This window comes from Microvirga terrae, from assembly GCF_013307435.2.
GTDB classification, from domain to species: Bacteria; Pseudomonadota; Alphaproteobacteria; order Rhizobiales; family Beijerinckiaceae; genus Microvirga; species Microvirga terrae.
Genome location: NZ_CP102845.1, coordinates 3,248,203 through 3,267,728, shown reverse-complemented (window position 1 = coordinate 3,267,728; position 19,526 = coordinate 3,248,203). Strand labels below are relative to the sequence as shown.

Below are 19,526 nucleotides of genomic sequence, written 5' to 3'. Positions count from 1 at the left end.
TTTTACGGCTCTTCGACCATCATGCGCCCGCCATGAACCAAGCTTCCCGCATCGAACGCCGCGCCTCCGTTTGCCCGCACGATTGCCCATCCGTGTGCTCCCTCGAGGTCGAGGTGATCGACGGTCGCACCATCGGCCGCGTCCACGGAGCGAAGAGCAACACCTACACGGCAGGCGTGATCTGCGCGAAGGTGGCCCGCTATGCGGAGCGCATCCACAATCCGGACCGGCTGCTCCATCCGCTACGGCGCACCGGCCCCAAGGGCTCGGGGCAGTTCGAGCGCATCTCCTGGGATGAGGCCCTCGACGTCGTGGCGGCGAAATTCCTGGAAGCGGAGCGGGAGTTCGGCTCGGAATCGGTCTGGCCCTACTACTATGCCGGCACCATGGGCTACGTGATGCGCGACGGCATCAACCGCCTGCGTCATGTGAAGAAATATTCCGGCCAATATTCCACCATCTGTACGGCCATGAGCTGGACCGGATACGTGGCCGGCGCGGGTCACTTGCGCGGCGCCGACCCGCGCGAGATGGCGGTCTCCGACTGCATCGTGATCTGGGGCACGAACCCGGTTCATACTCAGGTTAACGTGATGACGCACGCGATGAAGGCCCGAAAGGAGCGCGGCGCCAAGATCGTGGCCATCGACATCTACCAGAACGCCACCATGAAGCAGGCCGACATGGCGCTGCTCGTGAAGCCGGGGACAGACGGCGCGCTCGCCTGCGCGGTCATGCACGTGCTCTTCCGCGACGGGCTCGCGGACTGGGACTATCTCGAACGCTACACCGACCATCCGCGTGAACTCGAGGAGCATCTGCGCACGCGCGATCCGGCGTGGGCCTCCGCCATCACGGGCCTGTCGGTGGAGGAGATCGAAGCCTTCGCCGGGCTCGTGGGCGCGACCAAGCGCACTTACTTCCGCCTCGGCTTCGGTTTCGCGCGCCAGCGCAACGGCGTGGTCAACATGCATGCGGCGCTCTCCATCCCGGCGGTCACCGGCGCGTGGCGCTACGAGGGCGGCGGCGCTCTGCATTCCAACAGCGGAATCTTCCATTGGAACAAGGCTTTGATCGAGGGCCACGACGCCATCGACAAGAGCATCCGCATCCTCGACCAGTCCCAGATCGGCCGTGTTCTCACCGGCGACCCGCAGGCGCTCTACGATGGACCTCCCGTCAAGGCGATGCTGATCCAGAACACCAATCCGGTCTCGGTCGCCCCTGAGCAGGAGCTGGTGAAGCAGGGCTTCGCCCGGGAAGACCTCTTCGTCTGCGTCCACGAGCAGTTCATGACCGAGACGGCTCTGATGGCCGACATCGTGCTGCCCGCGACCATGTTCATGGAGCACGACGATCTGTATTCCGGCGGCGGACATCAGCATTTCCAGGTCGGCCCCAGGCTGATCCATCCGCCGGGCGAGTGCCGCTCCAACCACGAGGTGTTCCGCGGGCTGGCAGCGCGCCTCGGCGCGGAACATCGCGGCTTCGCCATGGAGCCGCGGGAGATCATCGACTGGACCCTCCGGAATTCGGGCTGGGGCGATCTCGATAACCTGGAGGCTCATGTTCATTTCGACGCGCAGCCGCCCTTCGAGGAGGCTCATTTCCTCAATGGCTTCGGCTATCCGGACGGCAAGTTCCGCTTCAAGCCTGACTGGACGGCGATCCCGTCCTACAACAATGGCCCTATGGGGCCCTGGGCCAGCATGCCGGCCTTCCCGGACCACTGGAGCGTGATCGAGGCGGCGACGAGCGAGCATCCGTTCCGGCTCGCCACCAGCCCGGCGCGCAACTTCCTCAATTCGAGCTTCAATGAAACTCCGACTTCCCTGGAGAAGGAGAGGAGGCCCGAGGTGATGATCCATCCGCTCGATGCCGAGCCGCAGGGCATCGCAGACGGCGATTGGGTCAAGCTCAGGAACCACCGCGGCGAGGTCTATCTGCGGGCGAGGCTCTTCGATGGTGTGCGGCGCGGCGTATTGATCGCCGAGGGCATCTGGCCCAACGCGGCCCATCCCTTCGGACGCGGCATCAACACGCTCACCGGCGGCGACCAGGTGGCTCCCTACGGCGGGGCCGCCTTCCACGACAATCGGGTGGCACTGGAGAAGGCCTCACCTGACCTTGAGTGATCCAACTATCGTCTGATTCCAAGCAACATAGTAACGTTTAATCATAGTCAGGCGTCGCGCGCCTCGTGCGGGGCTCGCATGGGGCTCCTACCACTCCAGGCGATCATTCATAGTGTGAGGATTCGGGCATGACGGACGTAAAGGCGACTGATGATCGCTCACATCAGGACCTCGATGCCGGTTCAATCAGACACGAGGGCAGGACCGCTCCCTCATTGGCGGACGTCGCGGCACCGGTCGTTCTGACGATCGACGATCTCGCATTCGCGACCGGCGGTCTCCTGACCAGGAAAGTGAACGAGTACGAAGGGCAGCACCGCTGAGAACTGCCTGCGCCAACCTTGGAGAGACCAGGAGCGGCACCTCCCCGGTGCCGCTCTTTTCGTGGTCGCCCCCGGGCGCCGGTCAGACCTTCTTAAGCCTATCCGCAGCTGCCCCTTGATCCCGAACGGCCAAGCCTATTCTTAAAGCCGAACGTGATTTCGTCCCTGGGGAGCCATCCATGACCTCGATCCTTCGCGCGCTGCTCGTGACTGGCGCTGTTTCTGCCGGCGCGGCATCGGCCTTCGCGGCCGCCTCCAACACGCCGACGCAATACCAGGTCGATCCGGCGCTCAAGACCGAGAGCGTCGCTCAGCTGCGCGTCCGGGTAAGTCAGGCCTGCGCGATCACGCAGGGTCGCCTCCAGAGCGGCGTCAGCGAGGCGTCCCTTGGTCGTGGCTGCGACTGTTATGCGGGTCGCACCATGCGGTCCCTGAGCGCCGATGAGCTCCAGGCCTACCGGGATACGGGCCTTTTCAACGACACGGCCCGCGAAAAGGCGCTCACCGCTCTCGACGCTTGCCGGCTGCCGCGCCCGCAGATGTAAGCGACTCCGAGGTGCACCGGACCGGGAGCCGGAGCTTTGCCGATACCGGCTCGTACGCTAGTGTCTGGCCATGCCTGCATCCGCCAACCTGTCCCGCGTCTCGGCCGTCGTTCTCGCGGCCTTGGTGGCGTACGCCGCTCTCGTGCTCGAGGGCTCAACGCTCCGGGCGCAGGATCTCCGCGCGACTACGGAAGGGCAGTTCCGAAGCTGGCTGGACGGGACGGTCTGGGCCGATGCGCAGAAGCAGGGTGTCACCCGGGAGACCTTCGAGCGCAACCTGTCGGCGATCAGGCTCGACTGGGCTCTCCCTGAACTTCTCCCGGCGGGTCGCCCGGTCCCGTCCGACGACCAGCGCCAGGCCGAGTTTCAGAGCCCTGGCCGCTATTTTCCCGAGGCCCAGCTCGCCTCCCTGGCCAAGGACGGCCGCGTACTCCTGCAGCGATGGGACTCCGCTCTCGACGACATCGAGCGCCGCTATGGCGTGCCACGGGAGATCGTGGTCGCGATCTGGGGCCGCGAGTCGCATTTCGGCCGCGTCCGGGCAAAGCACCAGGCCCTGCGGGTTCTGGCCACGCAGGCCTTCATGGGGCGCCGAAAGGCGCTGTATTATCCGGAGCTTCTCGCGGCCCTGGTGATCCTCGAGGAGGATCATTTTTCCGGCGAGACCCTGCTGTCGTCCTGGGCCGGGGCCTTGGGACAGCCGCAGCTTCTCCCCTCGAAATTCCTGCGCTATGCGGTCGATGCCGATGGCGACGGCCGCCGGGATGTCTGGGACTCGGTGCCGGACAGCCTGAGCTCGATCGCGAACTATCTGCGCGAGCATGGCTGGAAGCCGGGTACCGGCTGGGGCTTCGAGGTGAAGCTGCCGCAGGCGGTCTCCTGCACGCTGGAGGGGCCGCGGCAGGGCAGGCCGATGGGGGATTGGCTCAGGCTCGGACTCACGCCCGCCCTCGGTGCCCCGCCCCCTTGGGGCCACGACACGGCGGCTTTCCTGGTCATGCCCGCCGGCCGCCTCGGACCGTCCTTCCTGGTGTCCGAGAATTTCTACGTTCTCAAGCAGTACAACGAGTCCGATCTCTATGCGCTTTTCATCGGACATCTGGCAGACCGCATGGGCGGCGCCTCGGCGTTCGCCGGATGGTGGCGGCCGATCGATTCCCTACGGCGCGGCGACATTCAGACGATGCAGGAGCGACTGAAGGGCCAGGGCTATGATGTCGGCAAGGTCGACGGCCTGATCGGCTTTGCCACCCGCACGGCGATCGGCCAGTGGCAGATCAAGGATCGCCGCGACGAGACCTGCTTTCCCGATGCGGCCCTCGTCCAAGCCCTTCGCTAGCGCATCGTGTGGACGCAGGCGAAACTGCCTACGAGACCAGGATGCAGAAAGACCGAGGCGAATTCGGCCTTTCCTTTCGAGGATGCGAGAGGCATTCAGGTCGCCATCATCCGGGCAGAAGGTCGATCACCCGCATGACGGCAACCGTGCTCCCGGTATTCTTGCTGCGCTCCGGCATGCCCTTGGCGCAGGACCACACGTCGCCCTTCCTGTAGCGAGCGTCGCCGGAACCGGTGTCCACGGTCAGTTCGCCTTCCAGCATGTGGCAGACCATGTCGTTGGCCATGCTCGACCCGCTGGTGCTCGCGCCGGGCTGATAGATGCTGTCGCGCATCGATACCGTCTTGTAGTTCGGAATCATCGTGTCACGCTTCGAGTAGTCCACGCGACGGACACCCGGGGCGATTTCCCGGCCTTCCGATGCTCCGGGGGTCTGGGCGGAAGCAGTTGCAGTCGGAAGGGCAACAGACGCTAAGGCAATATTGAACAAGGTCTGGCGACGGTTGAGCTGTCTCATGGCGTTCTCCCGTCAAAAAGAAGCCACCCCAGCACCTGGGATTCCACGCCCGTTCAGAGCGCGTGTCAATGGATGTTTATGGAACCGTCGGTCGTTTCACGACCCGGGCGAATGCAGCGAACCGCTCGCGTCCCATGGGCGTGAAAACACCACCCGCCCGGTCTCCAGCCGCGCCGTCCCGTCGCAGATCATGCGCAGGGCCTGTGGATAGAGCCGGTGCTCCTGCACGATCACCCGGGTCGCGAGGCTCTCCTCGGTATCGCCTGGAACGACGGGCACCGCCGCCTGGGCGATGATCGGGCCGGCGTCGAGCTCCGGCACCACGAAATGCACCGTGCAGCCATGCACCAGCACGCCATCCGCGAGGGCCCGGCGATGGGTGTGGGTGCCGCGATAAAGGGGCAGCAGGGACGGGTGGATGTTGATCATCCGGCCGGCCCAGCGCTCCACGAACCAGTCAGTCAGGACCCGCATGAACCCGGCGAGGCATATGAAGGCGATGCCGCGCGAGGCAAGCGCCGCATCCATCGCGTGCTCGAAATCCTCGCGGGTGGGATGGGCCTTGTGGTCGATCACGCAGGTGGCGATCCCGGCCTCCCGGGCCCGATCCAACCCGGCCGCGTCCGGGCGGTTCGACACCACGAGGGCGATCTCGGCAGGAAAAGCCCCGGCTCGGGCGGCCTCGATCAGCGAGACCATGTTCGAGCCGCGGCCCGAGATCAGGATGGCGACGCGGCGGCGGGTCATCAGATCGCCAGGTGCCCCGCGGTCTGGACGCGCTCGCCACCGGCATGCGCCACGGTCTCGCCGATGCGGACCGGAGCCTCGCCCGCCTGGCGCAGCCGCTCCGTCACGGCCTCCGCTTGGTCGGCTGCGGCCACGACGATCATGCCGATGCCGCAGTTGAAGGTGCGCAGCATCTCGGCCTCGGCCACGCCGCCGGCCTTGGCGAGCCAGCCGAACACGGGCGGGACGGCAATCGCACCGAGGTCGAGGCGCACGCCGACGCCGTCCGGCAGGACGCGCGGGATGTTGTCCGGGAAACCGCCGCCGGTGATGTGGCAGAGGGCGTTGATGCCGTGGCCGGTCTTCAGGACCTCCAGCAGGGCCTTCACGTAGATCCGGGTCGGCTCCAGCAGGGCCTGGGCGAGGCTCTTGCCCTGCGCGAAGGGGGCGGGTGCATCCCAGGCGAGGCCGGACTGCTCGACGATCCGGCGCACGAGGGAGAAGCCGTTGGAATGGACGCCGGAGGAGGGCAGTCCGATGAGCACGTCGCCGACGACCACATCCTTGGGCAGCAGCGTGCCGCGCTCGGCGGCGCCGACCGCGAAGCCCGCGAGGTCGTAATCGCCCTTCGCATAGAGCCCGGGCATCTCGGCCGTCTCGCCTCCGATCAGCGCGCAGCCCGCCTGGAGGCAGCCCTCGGCGATGCCCCTGACGATATGGACGCCGACCTCGGGAGAGAGCTTGCCGGTGGCGAAATAGTCGAGGAAGAACAGGGGCTCGGCACCCTGCACGATGATGTCGTTCACGCACATGGCCACGAGGTCGATGCCGATCGTGTCGTGAATGCCCGTGTCGATGGCGATCTTGACCTTGGTGCCGACCCCGTCATTGGCCGCCACCAGGATCGGATCCTTGAAGCCGGCGGCCTTGAGATCGAAGAGCCCGCCGAAGCCGCCGATCTCCGCGTCCGCGCCCGGCCGGCGCGTCGAGCGGACCAGGGGCTTGATCTGGTCGACCATGGCATTGCCCGCGTCGATGTCGACGCCCGCTTGGGCATAGGTCAGGCCGTTCGTCTGCTTCTCGGTCGTCATGGCTCACCCCGTGTTGGCTCGGGCAGTAAGGCGAGAGGGACCGGGAGGCAAGGGGATTTGAGCAACCGTGAGGGATTAGGCGGGTGCGATCACCGGGACAAGCCCAGTGATCCCGCTGCGGTGAGGCGGAGAGCCTGTCCGGATTGGAATGGCGGGCCCTGACACCCTCCTCGTCATCACCGGCCTCGTGCCGGTGATCCCGATCGGAAGAGCGCCGCGCCTCACCGCAGCGGGATGGCCGGGACAAGCCCGGCCATGACGTCGAGGGTGTTGGGACGGGCGAAGGGTGGCGAGGAAGGGCGGAGGGTGCCGGGAGTGCCTGCGGGCCCGGTTGTGCGAGGCCGCCCGTCTAGATCTCACACCTTCACCCTGCTCAGGATGAGGGGTGTCGCGTGAAGGGGACATGGGCGCTCGGGAGAAGCCCCGTCTTGACCGGGAGAGGCACGTATTATCCCCATCCTCTGGGACCGGAGATTGAACTCCGCGCCTCGACCGGCCATCATCGGCCCGATGACCATTCCGAACATCATCACCATCGGCCGCCTGATCATCGTGCCCATCGTGATCGTCATGATCATGCAGCACCGGTGGAGCACGGCCTTCGTGCTCTTCGTCGTGGCCGGGGTCTCTGACGGCATCGACGGGTTCATCGCCCGGCATTTCAACCAGAAGAGCGAGTTCGGCGCCTATATCGACCCCATCGCCGATAAGGCGCTGCTGGTCTCGATCTACGTGACGCTCGCCATCGTGGGGGCGATCCCGAGCTGGCTTGCCATCGTGGTGGTGTCGCGGGACGTGATGATCGTGGCGGCGATCCTCCTGTCCTGGATCATGAGCCGTCCGGTGGAGATCAAGCCGCTCCTCGTGAGCAAGCTGAACACCGCCGCGCAGATCGCCTTTGCCGCCTATGCACTGGCTGCCAATGCCTTCGGGGTGGATCTCGCGGGGCTGGATGAGCTTGCCATGGTGCTGGTCGCCACCTTGACCATAGCGTCTGCCGGTGCCTATCTCGGAGGCTGGCTGCGGCACATGACCACCTGAAGGCCAGAATTGACAGGTATGGAGTACGGATGACGGTCCAACGGCAGATCGGGTTCTGGATTGCGGCACTGGTCGTCGCGGTTCTGCTGCTGTTCGTGCTGCGCGGCATCCTGCTGCCCTTCGTGGCGGGCTTCGCGCTGGCCTATCTGCTCGATCCTCTGGCCGACCGGCTGCAGAAGGTCGGCATCGGCCGCCTGGGCGCGAGCCTGCTGATCCTGGTCCTGTTCGTCCTCGTCTTCATCGTCGCCCTGATGATCCTGGTTCCCTTCGCGGCCCAGCAGGTGGGAGCCTTCGTGGAGCGGCTGCCGGGCTACGTGGCGCGGCTTCAGGAGCTCGGAGCCGAGCAGCTCGGGCCGCTGATCCGCAAGCTCGGGATCGAGGACGCCCTGCCGGCGACCCCGCCCTCTGTGGGCAACCTCATCAGCCAGGGCATCGCCTGGGTGACGGCTTTCCTTCAGGGGCTGTGGTCCGGAGGGCAGGCCCTGATCGGCATCTTCTCCCTGCTGGTGGTGACCCCGGTCGTCGCCTTCTACATGCTCGTCGACTGGGACCGCATGGTGCGGACGGTCGATTCCTGGATGCCGATGAAGCACCGGGAGACGATCCGGTCCATCGCCCGCGACATCGACCGGGCGATCGCAGGCTTCGTCCGTGGCCAGGCCATGGTCTGCTTCATCCTGGGCACCTTCTATGCGGTGAGCCTGGCGCTGATCGGGCTCAATTTCGGCGCCCTGATCGGCATGACGGCGGGAGTCCTGAGCTTCATCCCCTATGTGGGCTCGCTCACCGGGCTCATCCTGTCGGTCGGCGTCGCCATCGTCCAGTTCTGGCCGGACTGGACCATGATCGCCGCGACGCTCGGCATCTTCATCTTCGGCCAGTTCGTCGAAGGCAACATCCTGTCCCCGAAGCTGGTGGGCGATTCCGTCGGGCTGCATCCGGTCTGGCTCATGTTCGCCCTCGTGGCCTTCGGCGCGCTCTTCGGCTTCGTCGGCCTGCTGCTCGCGGTTCCGCTCGCGGCCGCCGTGGGGGTCGTCGCGCGGTTCGCCCTGCGCCAGTACCTGGCAAGCCCCCTCTATCGCGGCGCCGAGCCGGTGATCCTGAAACCGAAGGTCGAGCCGGAGAAGGTCGACATCGATGCGTGAGACGCCCAAGCAGCTCGCCTTCGATCTTCCGCTCGATCCGCGGTTCGGCGCCGAGGATTTCCTCGTCAGCCCGTCGAACGAGCAGGCCTACGGCCTCATCGAGAGCTGGCCCGCCTGGCCGGACACGATTTTGCTCCTCGTCGGTCCTCGCGGCAGCGGCAAGAGCCATCTCGCGTCGATCTGGGCCACGAATGCCCGCGCCTGGACCATCGACGCCTCGGGGATCACCCAGGACAAGGTTCCGCATCTGGTCTCGAACGGCGCGCTCGCCATCGAAGACATGGACCGCGGCGAACGGGACGAGGCGGCTCTGTTCCATCTCCTGAACCTGGCGCGCGAGAAGAAGGCATCGCTGCTGATCACCTGCGAGACGCCGCCCGACCGCTGGTCGTTGCGAACGCCGGACCTCCTGTCGCGCCTGCGCCTCGCGCCGAGCGTATCGCTGGAAGCGCCGGACGATGCGCTCCTGAAAGCCGTTCTGGTGAAGCTCTTCGTCGACAGGCAACTCGTGGTCGACACCTCCGTTGTCGACTATATTGCTCTGCGGATCGAAAGGTCTTTGGCGAAGGCTTCCGAGCTGGTGGCGCTCCTCGACCGGGAGGCCCTGAGCCGGGGCCGGCGCGTGTCACGGACGATCGCCGCAGAGATCCTTGGTGCCGCACAGGAAATGGATGAGAGCGAGTGAAGCCTGACATCAACGCCGCGTTGTCGAACCGTCGTGAAACCGTCACGAAGCCCAGAGCAAAACGGTCGCCGAAAAGGGATACGGCGGAGATCGAAGTGCGCAGCGCGATTGCCCTGAAAGAGGTGGAGACCGTCAGCGAAGCGCCGCTGCCCAAGGCGCCGCCGGACATCGAGCTCGACGGAGCGGTGCTGCGGAAGTTCCCGCAGCGCTTCATCAACCGGGAACTGTCCTGGCTGCAGTTCAACCGGCGGGTGTTCGAGGAGGCGTCCAATCGCAACCACCCGCTCCTGGAGCAGCTGCGCTTCCTGTCGATCTCGGCCGACAACCTCGACGAGTTCTTCATGGTCCGCGTCGCCGGCCTGATCGGTCAGGTGCGCTCGGGCGTGGCCACCACGTCGCAGGACGGGCTCACGCCGCAGGAGCAGCTCGCCAAGATCTCGGTCGCCGTGTCGAACCTCGCGTCGGATCAGCAGCGGCGCTGGCGCGAGTTGCGGGACGCTCTTCTCGAGGAAGGCATCGTTCTGACCGAGGGCGCCGGCCTGACCAAGGCGGAGGCCTCCTGGCTCGAGGATTACTTCCTCAACCATGTCTTCCCGGTCCTGACGCCGCTCGCCATCGATCCGGCGCATCCGTTCCCGTTCATTCCGAATCTCGGCTCCTCCATCGCCCTGAAGCTCGTGCGCCAGAGCGACGGCAAGGTGCTGAACGCGCTGATCCGCCTTCCGTCGCGGGCCGAGCGCTTCATCCGCCTGCCGGACTTCGCCGAGACAGGCGCCACCCGCTTTATCGCGCTCGAGCAGATGATCGTGCTCTACACGAGCCGCCTGTTCCCCGGCTACGATGTGCAGGGGCAGGGCGCCTTCCGGGTGATCCGCGATTCCGACATCGAGGTGGAGGAGGAGGCCGAGGATCTGGTGCGCCTGTTCGAGACGGCCCTCAAGCAGCGCCGCCGCGGCAGCGTGATCCGCCTGGAGGTCGAGGCGGCCATGCCGGAAGATCTGCGTCTCTTCGTGGCCGAGGAGCTGGAGGTGTCGAGCGACGAGGTCTTCGTGGTCGAGGGCATGATGGGCCTGCGGGACCTGTCGCAGCTTGTCGCCCTGGAACGTCCGGACCTGAAGTTCAAGCCCTACAACCCGCGCTTCCCCGAGCGCATCCGCGAGCACAGCGGCGACTGCTTCGCGGCGATCCGTGAGAAGGACATCATCGTCCACCACCCCTACGAATCCTTCGACGCGGTGGTGCAGTTCCTGCGTCAGGCCGCGCGCGATCCCAACGTGGTGGCGATCAAGCAGACCCTCTACCGAACCTCGTCCGATTCCCCGATCGTCGCGGCGCTCGCCGAGGCGGCCGAGGCCGGCAAGTCCGTGACCGCCCTCGTGGAGCTCAAGGCGCGCTTCGACGAGGAGGCCAACATCCGCTGGGCCCGCGACCTGGAGCGCGCCGGCGCCCAGGTGGTGTTCGGCTTCATCGAGCTGAAGACCCACGCGAAGCTGTCGATGGTCGTGCGCCGCGAGGGCAGCCAGCTCATCACGTATTGTCACGTGGGGACGGGCAACTACCACCCGATCACCGCGCGCATCTACACCGACCTGTCCTATTTCACCGCCGATCCGGTGATCGGCCGGGACGTGTCGCGCATCTTCAACTTCGTGACCGGATACGCGGAGCCGGCCGAGCTGGAGCGCATGGCGGTCTCGCCGCTGAACCTCAAGAAGCGCCTGCTCGAGCATATCGCCGAGGAGGTGGAGCATGCCAGGGCAGGGCGACCCGGAGCGATCTGGGGCAAGTGCAACTCCATGACCGACCCCGAGATCATCGACGCCCTCTACGACGCGAGCGCGGCGGGCGTGCAGGTCGATCTCATCGTGCGCGGCATCTGCTGCCTCCGGCCCGGCATCAAGGGCCTGTCGGAGAACATCCGGGTCAAGTCCATCGTCGGACGCTTCCTGGAGCACACCCGCATCTACTCCTTCGGCAACGGGCAGGCTCTGCCCAACCCCAAGGCGCATGTCTACATCTCGTCGGCGGATCTCATGTCGCGCAACCTCGACCGCCGCGTCGAGGCCTTGATGCCGATCCTCAACCCGACCGTGCACCAGCAGGTGCTCGACCAGATCATGCTCGCCAACCTCCTCGACAACGAGCAGAGCTGGACGGTGCTTCCCGACGGCTCGAGCCAGCGCGTGGTGCCGGCCAAGGGCGAGGAACCATTCAACGCTCACAAGTATTTCATGACAAATCCGAGTCTGTCGGGCCGTGGCAAATCCCTCAAGACCTCCAGTCCCAAAGCGCTCGCCAAGCGCGGGCAGCGCTGACATGCAGGCCGTAAGCCAGGAGGCTCAGGGACGGCTCAAGATCGGCCGTCCCTGTGCCATCATCGACATCGGGTCGAACTCGGTGCGCCTCGTGGCCTATGAGGGTCTCTCCCGGGCCGTGACGCCGATCTACAACGAGAAGGTCCTCTGCGGCCTCGGACGCCATGTGGCGACCACCGGCCGCCTGGACGACGAGGCCGTCGACCGGGCCCTGCGGGCGCTCGCCCGGTTCCGGGTCCTCTGCAACACGATGCAGGTGTCCGAGGTCTTCGTTCTGGCCACGGCGGCGGCGCGCGACGCCTCCAACGGTCCCGCCTTCCTGGAGGCGGCGGCCAGGGCCTGCGGCCGCCCGATCAGCCTCCTGTCCGGCGCGGAAGAGGCCCGGGCCTCGGCGCTCGGCGTCATCGCGGGCTTCCACGAGCCCGACGGCATCGTCGGCGACATGGGCGGCGGCAGCCTTGAGCTGGTGGAGGTCCAGGGCTCGCAGGTCGGGCAGGGCGTGACGATGCGGCTGGGCGGCCTGGCCCTGCAGGACCTCAGCGGCGGCTCGCTGAAGCGGGCCCAGAGGATCGTCCGCGAGACCCTGGAGAGGGCTCCCGAATACCTGGAGAACCTGCATGGCCGCACCTTCTACGCGGTCGGCGGCACCTGGCGCGCCCTGGCGCGGCTGCATCAGGCGGCGCGGGACTACCCGCTGCACGTGATGCACGGCTATCTCATCGACCCCGATGACGGGCTCGACTTCCTGCATCTCGTCGAGGAGGCCGACGCCAAGACGCTCAAGGATATCGAGAGCGTCTCGGAAGCCCGTCGGCCGCTGCTCGCCTACGGGGCGATCCTGCTGGAGGAGATCATCCGGCTCGGCCAGCCGGTCGAAGTGGCAATTTCGGCCTTCGGCGTGCGCGAGGGCGTTCTGTTCGACCGGCTCGATCCCGAGACGCGCGAGCGCGATCCGCTGCTCGCCGCCGCCAGCGACCTCAACCTCCTGCGCTCCCGCTCGCCCCGCCATGGGGTGGAGCTGTGCCAATGGACCGAAGCCTTCATCCGGAGCCTCGGCCTGCCCGAAACGGAGTACGACACCCGGCTCCGGCGGGCCGCCTGCCTTCTGGCCGACATCGGATGGCGCGCCCACCCGGACTACCGGGGCGAGCAGAGCCTCAACCTGATCGCCTACGGGGCCTTCGCCGGGCTCGACCATCCGGGCCGCGCCTATCTCGCCCTGTCGATCTTCTTCCGGCACGAGGGCCTCTCGCCCGACAAGGTGAGCTCGCGCATCAAGGCGCTGGCCGGTCCGCGCCTCCTGGAGCGCGCCCGGCTGCTCGCCGCCCTGATGCGGGTCGCCTATCCGGTCTCGGTGGCCATGGAGGGCGTGCTGCCCGAGGCGCCTCTCATGGCCCGCGGCAGCCAGATCGTGCTGCGTCTGCCGGCCCATCTCGAGCCGCTCGCCAACGAGCGCCTGTCGGGCCGCCTGCGGGGGCTGGGCAAGCTCCTCAACATGGATCCGGTGATCGAAATCATGTGAGGCGGGGCGGGCCGGCGCGTGCGTCGCTGTATCCCATCGCCAAGATGGGTTTACAGTGCCATTCGCTGCGCTACTGTCCAACCCGCAAGAGAACACGCACCAAGGGGAAATGACCATGGAACTGGTCGACCTGACAGCTGTCCGCAACGCCGACCGCTCGAACGAGCCTTATGATTATCTTCTCGCATCCGGCGTTCTGAAGCAGGACAAGATCGACGAGCTGCGGCGGGACTTTCCCGCCATCGACAAGCCCGGCTATCTGACCGTGGACGAGGTCAAGCTCCAGGGGCGCTTCAAGCAGCTCATCGACGAGCTGGAGGGTCCGGAGCTGACCGAGGAGCTGTCGAAGAAGTTCGGCATCGACCTGCACCCGTATCCGCGTCTGACCACCATCATGAAAAAGTCGCAGCCGAAATACGGCGCCATCCACACGGACGGCCCGTCCAAGGTCATGACCATGCTGATCTACATGAACGACGAGTGGCAGCAGGACGAGGGCGGGCGCCTGCGCGTGCTCTACGACGAGAAGAACTACGACCGCTACAAGCTCGAAGTGCCGCCCGTCATGGGCACCATGTTCGCCTTCCTGCGGGCCGACAATTCCTGGCACGGCCATCTGCCCTTCGCGGGCGAGCGCCGCGTGGTCCAGATCGCCTGGGTGAAGAGCCAGGCCGACGTGGACCGCAAGAAGAAGCACAACAAGCTGGCCCAGGTCTTCAAGGGCATCTTCGGGCGGTGAGCCTCCCGCACAGCGTGACGTCTGGTGTATAAGCGATGGCCGGGTTCAGCCCGGCCATTGTCATGTGGGGGGCAGCCATGGCGCCGGACATCAGAACCGTTGCGACGCGCATCGTCTACGAAAACCGCTGGATGCGCGTGCGGGAAGACGCCATCGTCCGGCAGGACGGCTCGCCCGGCATCTACGGCGTCGTCGAAAAGACGGACTTCGCCGTTATCGCGCCCATCTCAAACGGCGCGATCCACCTGGTGGAGCAGTACCGCTATCCCGTTCAGGGCCGCTATTGGGAGCTGCCGCAGGGTTCATGGGAGGATGCGCCCGGCATCGACCCGCTGGAACTCGCCCGCGCCGAATTGCGAGAGGAGACGGGGCTGACGGCGGAGACCATGCTGCACGTGGGACATCTGTTCGAGTGCTACGGCCACTCGAACCAGGGCTTCCACATCTACCTCGCGCAAGGCCTTCGTCAGGGCGAAACCCGTCGTGAGCACACCGAGCAGGACATGGTGAGCCGCGCGTTCCCGGTCGACGAGGTGCTCGCGATGATCTCCAGCGGCGTCATCAAGGATGCCGCCACGGTGGCGACCCTGGGGCTGCTGCGATTGAAAGGGCTGCTCTGACCGATCAGTCCTGGGCGGCGATCGTCCTCAGCCTCACCCGCCCGCGCTCCAGCACCAGCCCGAGCTCTCCGTTCTTCAGGGCAATGGCCTTGTCGCCGAACAGCCTGCGCCGCCAGCCGTGCAGGCTGGGGACGTCGGCGCTGTCGCTGTCCGCGATGGCTTCCAGCTCCTCGACCGTGGCGATGATCTTGGGCGCCACGCCCTCCTGCTCGGCCACGGCCTTGAGCAGGACCTTCAGCAGGTCGACCACGGAGCCGGTATTCGCGCGGCCGCGGCTGCGCTCGGGCATGGGGATCGTCGCGGGATCGCGGGCGAGCGCCCGCTCGACCGCTTCCAGGATCTCGCCGCCGGTCCGGGAGCGCTCGAAGCCGTTCGGAATCGTGCGCAGACGCCCCAGGGCTTCCACGCTGCGCGGCGCCGAGGTGGCGATGTCGATCACCGCGTCATCCTTGAGGATGCGCCCGCGGGGCACGTCCCGCGCCTGCGCTTCGCGCTCCCGCCAGGCCGAGACCTCCATGAGCACGGCGATCTCGCGCGGCTTGCGCAGCCGGCCGGCGAGGCGCCGCCAGGCATTGGCCGGATCGGCCTGATAGGTCTCCGGCGAGGTGAGGATCGCCATCTCCTCGGCCAGCCATTCGAGGCGGCCGTTCTTCTGCAGCTGGTCCAGCAGCGCCTCGTAGACCTTCACCAGATGGGTGACGTCGGACAGGGCATAGGTGAGCTGCGCGTCCGTGAGGGGACGGCGTGACCAGTCGGTGAAGCGGGAGGACTTGTCGATCTTGGCCTTGGCGAGATCGTTGGTGAGCTGCTCGTAGGAGACCGAGTCCCCGTATCCGCACACCATGGCGGCGACCTGGGTGTCGAAGAGGGGCTCGGGCACGATGCCGCCGAGATTCCAGACGATCTCGAGATCCTGCCGGGCCGAGTGGAAGACCTTCACCACGTTCGTGTCGGCCATCAGCGCCATGAAGGGCTCCAGGCTGATGCCCTCGGCCAGCGGATCGATAAGACAGGCTTCCGCAGGGTCCGGGCTCGCCATCTGGATCAGGCAGAGCTTGGGATAATAGGTGGTCTCGCGCAGGAACTCCGTATCGACGGTCACGAACGGATGCTGGCTGAGGCGGTTGCAGACGGCCGCCAGGGCGTCGGTGGAGGTGATCAGGTCCATGAAGCGTACATAACCCATCGGGCCGGGGCCCGCGAGTCCGCCGTGGACCGATAGGCCTATTGTCGGAGGATAAGGTAAAACTGCCCTCCGGGCGAAGTATATGGCGATACGTTACTCAGTTCTGAATTCATGAGGGGCCGTCGCCGCGCCCCGTCATGCACGGCCGAGCCCGGCCACGCCGCCCAGGGGCTGCCGGGCCGCTTCGGCAAAGGCCAAGGCATCGGTGTCCATGGGCGGCGAGACGCGGCCCTCGCGAAGCACCACGATCCGGTCCGCCGCGCGGATCGTCTCAGGCCGATGGGCGATGACGATGCGGGTGATCGCGAGACCGGCCAGAGCCCGGTTGACCTCCCGCTCCTTGTCGAGGTCGAGATGCGAGGTGCCCTCGTCCATGAAGAGCACGCGAGGGCCGCGATACAGCGCCCGTGCCAGAAGCACCCGCTGACGCTGGCCGCCCGACAGGACGGTGCCCATGTCGCCGACAAGCGTATTATAGTTCATGGGCATGGCCATGATCTCCTGGTCGATCCCGGCGTGTGTCGCGCATTCACGCATCCGGTCGAGATCGATCCGCGCATCAAAGAACGCGATGTTCTCGGCGATGCTGCCCGACAGAAGCTGGTCGTCCTGCATCACCACGCCGATCTGGGACCGAAAAGCCTGGACGCCGAAATCCTCCAGGGGAGTGCCGTCGATCAGCACGCGCCCCTGCGTCGGCCTGAACAGCCCGAGCATGATCTTGAGCAGCGTCGTCTTGCCGCCGCCCGACGGCCCGGTGATCGCGACGAACTCGCCCGGTTCGACCGCCAGGGTCGCGCCCGACAGAACCTCCGGCTCGGTGTCGGCGTAGCGGAAGGCCACGTCGCGCAACTCAATTCCACCCTGGACGCTCCTCTCCACCAGGCCTCCGCGGCCATGATGGTCCGCGTCTTTCCGGGTAAGCGCGATGTCGGACAGGCGCGCGACGTACAGATCGAGCATCCGGTACTGAAGGGCGGTCTCGATCAGGTTGGTGATCTTGTCGAGGAATTGCTCCTTGTACGAGATGAACGCGTAGAGCATCCCGACGCTCATGTCTCCCGCCATGACGGCGCGGGCGCCCAGGTAGACGACGAGCACGTTCTCAAGTCCATAGAGCAGCTGATGCGCAGAGCTGAACCCGATCGTGACCCGCGTCTGCCGGATACCCTTGTTGATGCTGTCGGCATGGCGGTTCTGCCAGAGCGCCTCCCGGTCGGCTTCGCGGCCGAAGATCTTGATGCTCTGAATGCCCCGGATGGTCTCGATGAAAATCGAGCTCTCCTTCGCGCCCGCCTCGATTGCTTCCTCCTGCAGGCGGCGCACGAAATGATACGAGGTCAGTCTCAGCAAGGCATAGAGAACGAGAACTCCGAAAACGACGAGCGAAAGGGCAGGGCTGTAGACCAGGATCATGATCAGCGTCAGAACGCCCATGATGCCGTCGACGATCGCGCCGATCAGCCCCTGCGAGAACAGATTCTGGATCGGCACGGTTGCTCCGAAGCGCGACACGACATCTCCGATATGCCGTTTCTCGAACCACTCGAGCGGAAGCCGCACGAGATGGTTGAAGAGGTTAGCGCTCATCTGGAAGTTCAGCGCGTTGCCGAGAAACATGAGCACCTGCGATCGCAGCCAGGATGCCCCGACATTGATCAGGAGCAGCAGCGTGAAGCCCAAGGCGAGAGCCGTCAGAAGTCCGCTGTCGCCCTTCAGGATCGCGTCGTCGACGACGAGTTGCATATAGAACGGGCCGGCGAGCGCAAGGATCTGCAGGATCGCGGAAAGCAGCAGCGCTTGCCCGAGGGCACGACCCAAGCCATCGAGGCGCCCCCAGAACGAAGAGAGCGGGATTTTGGTGACATCCTTTCGTTTCTCGAAGCTCTCCGTCGGGCTCAACTCAAGGGCGATGCCGGTAAAATGCCGTCCTGCCTCGCTCAAGCTGTATGAGCGAAGGCCCGAAGCCGGGTCATGAACCACGATCCGCCGGCTCGTCGCCTCCTTCAGGACCACGAAGTGATTCATGTCCCAATGAAGGATGCAGGGGGTTTTGATCTTCTTGAGCTGCTCCGGCTCCAGCCGGAGTCCTCGTCCCGTCATACCGACCCGTTGAGCCAGCGTAAGGACATCCCGCAGCGTGGTGCCTTTCAGGGAGACCGAGAACCTGGCCCGCAGGCTCACCAGATCGGTCTCATGTCCGTGATAGGACGCGATCATCGCGAGGCAGGCGAGGCCGCATTCTGCCGCCTCGGTCTGGAGAAGGACCGGTAGTCGCGGGCCATTCAGGAAATCGATCTTGTCGAGCAGGGTCACATGCGTCCCCGGAGGCTCAGGATGGGCTCGAGAAGCCAGGCCAGCAGCGAACGTTCCTCCAGAACGATGTCGGCCTGCAGCGCCATGTCCGGCTGCAGGGGCACCGCTCGTCCAAAGGCCTGGATACCCTGCTGCCTCAGCCGGACGGCCACACGGTATGTCGGCTCCTTCGGAGTCACGGCACCGAAAACCTCGCTTGGAGCGAGGACCGCCTGCGAGACGGTTTCGATGGACCCGTCCAGAGTGCCGAAGCGCTGATAGGGAAAAGCATCGATCATGAGGCGGACCTGCTGGCCCGGTTGCACGAAGCCGATCGCGCGGCTCGGAACGAAGAGTTCCGCTTTGAGCTCTGCGCCTTCGGGCACGATGGTGAGGACGGGGCGGCTCGCATCCACGAGTTGCCCGGGAGTGATCTGGAGGGCCGTGACGCGCCCGGCGACGGGGGCCCTGATCACCTGACTGCCGCGAGACTCGATTTCGGTGCGCTCGCGCTCGCGATCAGCGAGAGTCAGACCGAGTTGCGAGACACGATCGTTTTGCTGCACCGGCAATTGCTCGCGCTGGAGTTGTGCCTGCTCCAGGTCCCTGTCGATTGCGGCGAGCTGGCGGTCGAGATCGGCCAGGCTCTGGCGGCTGGAAAGGTGGACGGCTTCTTGCTCTTGAAGCGCGACCTTCGTGCCGCTGCCCTTTTGGAAAAGTTCGGCGAGGGTCTGCCGCCGCTCCGAGGCTGCCTGCACCAGTTGAGCCTGCAAATCGCGCTGGGCGAGCACGGCCAGCCGTTGTGCCTTCACGCTCTGGATGCCAGCCTCGAGCCGAACGATCTCGTTCGCAACGCGGGCCGGATCCGAAGCGATCTGCTCCTTGAGCAATCGAATTTGCGCGTCGAGAGACGCGATCAGGGCTGCCGAGACGGTGCCGCCACCCTCTAGGCCCTGCTGAGCATCAATCGTGAAGAGCGCCTGTCCTGGGGCGACGCGATCGCCGTCGCGCACCCTGAGGGCGGTGATGACGCCGACTCGCCTTGCCGAGACGCGAACAAGCCCGGCCGTGGAGATCAGTGCCCCGGTGGCCGTCTCCTTTCGCGCATAGCCGGCCGTGACGACGAAGGCAGCCGCTGCGCCCGTCGTGAGAGCCAGAAAGGTACAGAGGATCCGCCACGAGACAGGAGCAGCCGGCATCGAGGCTGCCGTATGCTCGCTGCTCGCGAAAACCTGCGGGCGAAAGAACTGATCCTTCAATGCCGTCATTCCGTTTCAAAACGAAATAAAGTTTCACAACGAT

17 protein-coding genes are annotated in these 19,526 nt (G+C 65.9%); 11 read left to right on the top strand and 6 right to left on the bottom strand.

What is annotated here, in order from left to right; all coding sequences use genetic code 11:
- Positions 1-32: 32 nt before the first annotated feature.
- The 4 genes from HPT29_RS15365 (at position 33) to HPT29_RS15350 (ending at position 4,342) form a co-directional block, all read left to right on the top strand.
- The gene (locus HPT29_RS15365; protein ID WP_173948224.1) at positions 33-2,135 is read left to right on the top strand and encodes a molybdopterin-containing oxidoreductase family protein; all 2,103 of its coding nucleotides are present in this window, start codon (positions 33-35) and stop codon (positions 2,133-2,135) included.
- A gap of 128 nt (positions 2,136-2,263) precedes the next feature.
- Positions 2,264-2,458 (top strand): hypothetical protein, encoded by a 195-nt coding sequence (locus HPT29_RS15360; protein WP_173948223.1) that lies wholly within the window; start codon positions 2,264-2,266, stop codon positions 2,456-2,458.
- 179 nt (positions 2,459-2,637) lie between these two features.
- A complete protein-coding gene (locus HPT29_RS15355) occupies positions 2,638-3,003 on the top strand; it encodes a hypothetical protein (RefSeq protein ID WP_173948222.1) in 366 nt (121 codons plus the stop codon).
- Between the two features lie 70 nt (positions 3,004-3,073).
- On the top strand, positions 3,074-4,342 hold the full coding sequence (locus tag HPT29_RS15350; RefSeq protein ID WP_173948221.1) for a lytic murein transglycosylase: 1,269 nt from the start codon (positions 3,074-3,076) through the stop codon (positions 4,340-4,342).
- Positions 4,343-4,448: 106 nt separating this feature from the next.
- Here the strand turns inward: HPT29_RS15350 and HPT29_RS15345 are convergent, their stop codons facing one another.
- The 3 genes from HPT29_RS15345 to purM all read right to left on the bottom strand — a co-directional run bounded on the left by HPT29_RS15345 (position 4,449) and on the right by purM (position 6,676).
- Positions 4,449-4,859: a cupin domain-containing protein gene (locus tag HPT29_RS15345; protein ID WP_173948220.1), complete on the bottom strand. Its 411-nt coding sequence runs from the start codon at positions 4,857-4,859 to the stop codon at positions 4,449-4,451.
- A 96-nt stretch (positions 4,860-4,955) separates the two neighbouring features.
- Complete coding sequence (purN, locus tag HPT29_RS15340; RefSeq protein ID WP_173948219.1) at positions 4,956-5,606, bottom strand: phosphoribosylglycinamide formyltransferase; 651 nt, start codon at positions 5,604-5,606, stop codon at positions 4,956-4,958.
- A complete protein-coding gene (gene purM, locus HPT29_RS15335) occupies positions 5,606-6,676 on the bottom strand; it encodes a phosphoribosylformylglycinamidine cyclo-ligase (RefSeq protein WP_173948218.1) in 1,071 nt (356 codons plus the stop codon). Before purM ends, purN begins: the two co-directional genes overlap by 1 nt.
- A gap of 510 nt (positions 6,677-7,186) precedes the next feature.
- Between purM and HPT29_RS15330 the strand changes: the two genes are divergently transcribed.
- The 7 genes from HPT29_RS15330 (at position 7,187) to HPT29_RS15300 (ending at position 14,743) form a co-directional block, all read left to right on the top strand.
- Positions 7,187-7,717, top strand: coding sequence for a CDP-alcohol phosphatidyltransferase family protein (locus HPT29_RS15330; protein ID WP_173948246.1), 531 nt, complete (start codon positions 7,187-7,189; stop codon positions 7,715-7,717).
- A gap of 29 nt (positions 7,718-7,746) precedes the next feature.
- On the top strand, positions 7,747-8,862 hold the full coding sequence (locus tag HPT29_RS15325) for an AI-2E family transporter (protein WP_173948217.1): 1,116 nt from the start codon (positions 7,747-7,749) through the stop codon (positions 8,860-8,862).
- On the top strand, positions 8,855-9,547 hold the full coding sequence (locus tag HPT29_RS15320; RefSeq protein WP_173948216.1) for a P-loop NTPase family protein: 693 nt from the start codon (positions 8,855-8,857) through the stop codon (positions 9,545-9,547). The genes HPT29_RS15325 and HPT29_RS15320 overlap by 8 nt, the downstream gene beginning before the upstream one ends.
- Positions 9,548-9,693: 146 nt before the next feature.
- Complete coding sequence (locus HPT29_RS15315; RefSeq protein ID WP_247654592.1) at positions 9,694-11,862, top strand: RNA degradosome polyphosphate kinase; 2,169 nt, start codon at positions 9,694-9,696, stop codon at positions 11,860-11,862.
- Between the two features lies 1 nt (position 11,863).
- Positions 11,864-13,384, top strand: a complete 1,521-nt coding sequence (gene ppx, locus HPT29_RS15310; RefSeq protein ID WP_173948214.1) for an exopolyphosphatase — start codon at positions 11,864-11,866, stop codon at positions 13,382-13,384.
- A gap of 115 nt (positions 13,385-13,499) precedes the next feature.
- Complete coding sequence (locus HPT29_RS15305; RefSeq protein WP_173948213.1) at positions 13,500-14,123, top strand: 2OG-Fe(II) oxygenase; 624 nt, start codon at positions 13,500-13,502, stop codon at positions 14,121-14,123.
- Between the two features lie 77 nt (positions 14,124-14,200).
- Positions 14,201-14,743: an NUDIX domain-containing protein gene (locus HPT29_RS15300; protein WP_173948212.1), complete on the top strand. Its 543-nt coding sequence runs from the start codon at positions 14,201-14,203 to the stop codon at positions 14,741-14,743.
- A gap of 4 nt (positions 14,744-14,747) precedes the next feature.
- Here the strand turns inward: HPT29_RS15300 and rnd are convergent, their stop codons facing one another.
- From rnd to HPT29_RS15285, 3 genes are all read right to left on the bottom strand, one after another.
- Complete coding sequence (gene rnd, locus HPT29_RS15295) at positions 14,748-15,911, bottom strand: ribonuclease D (protein WP_173948211.1); 1,164 nt, start codon at positions 15,909-15,911, stop codon at positions 14,748-14,750.
- 153 nt (positions 15,912-16,064) lie between these two features.
- Complete coding sequence (locus tag HPT29_RS15290) at positions 16,065-18,245, bottom strand: peptidase domain-containing ABC transporter (protein ID WP_210272177.1); 2,181 nt, start codon at positions 18,243-18,245, stop codon at positions 16,065-16,067.
- Positions 18,242-19,492, bottom strand: coding sequence for a beta-barrel domain-containing protein (locus tag HPT29_RS15285; RefSeq protein WP_173948210.1), 1,251 nt, complete (start codon positions 19,490-19,492; stop codon positions 18,242-18,244). The genes HPT29_RS15290 and HPT29_RS15285 overlap by 4 nt, the downstream gene beginning before the upstream one ends.
- Positions 19,493-19,526 lie beyond the last annotated feature (34 nt).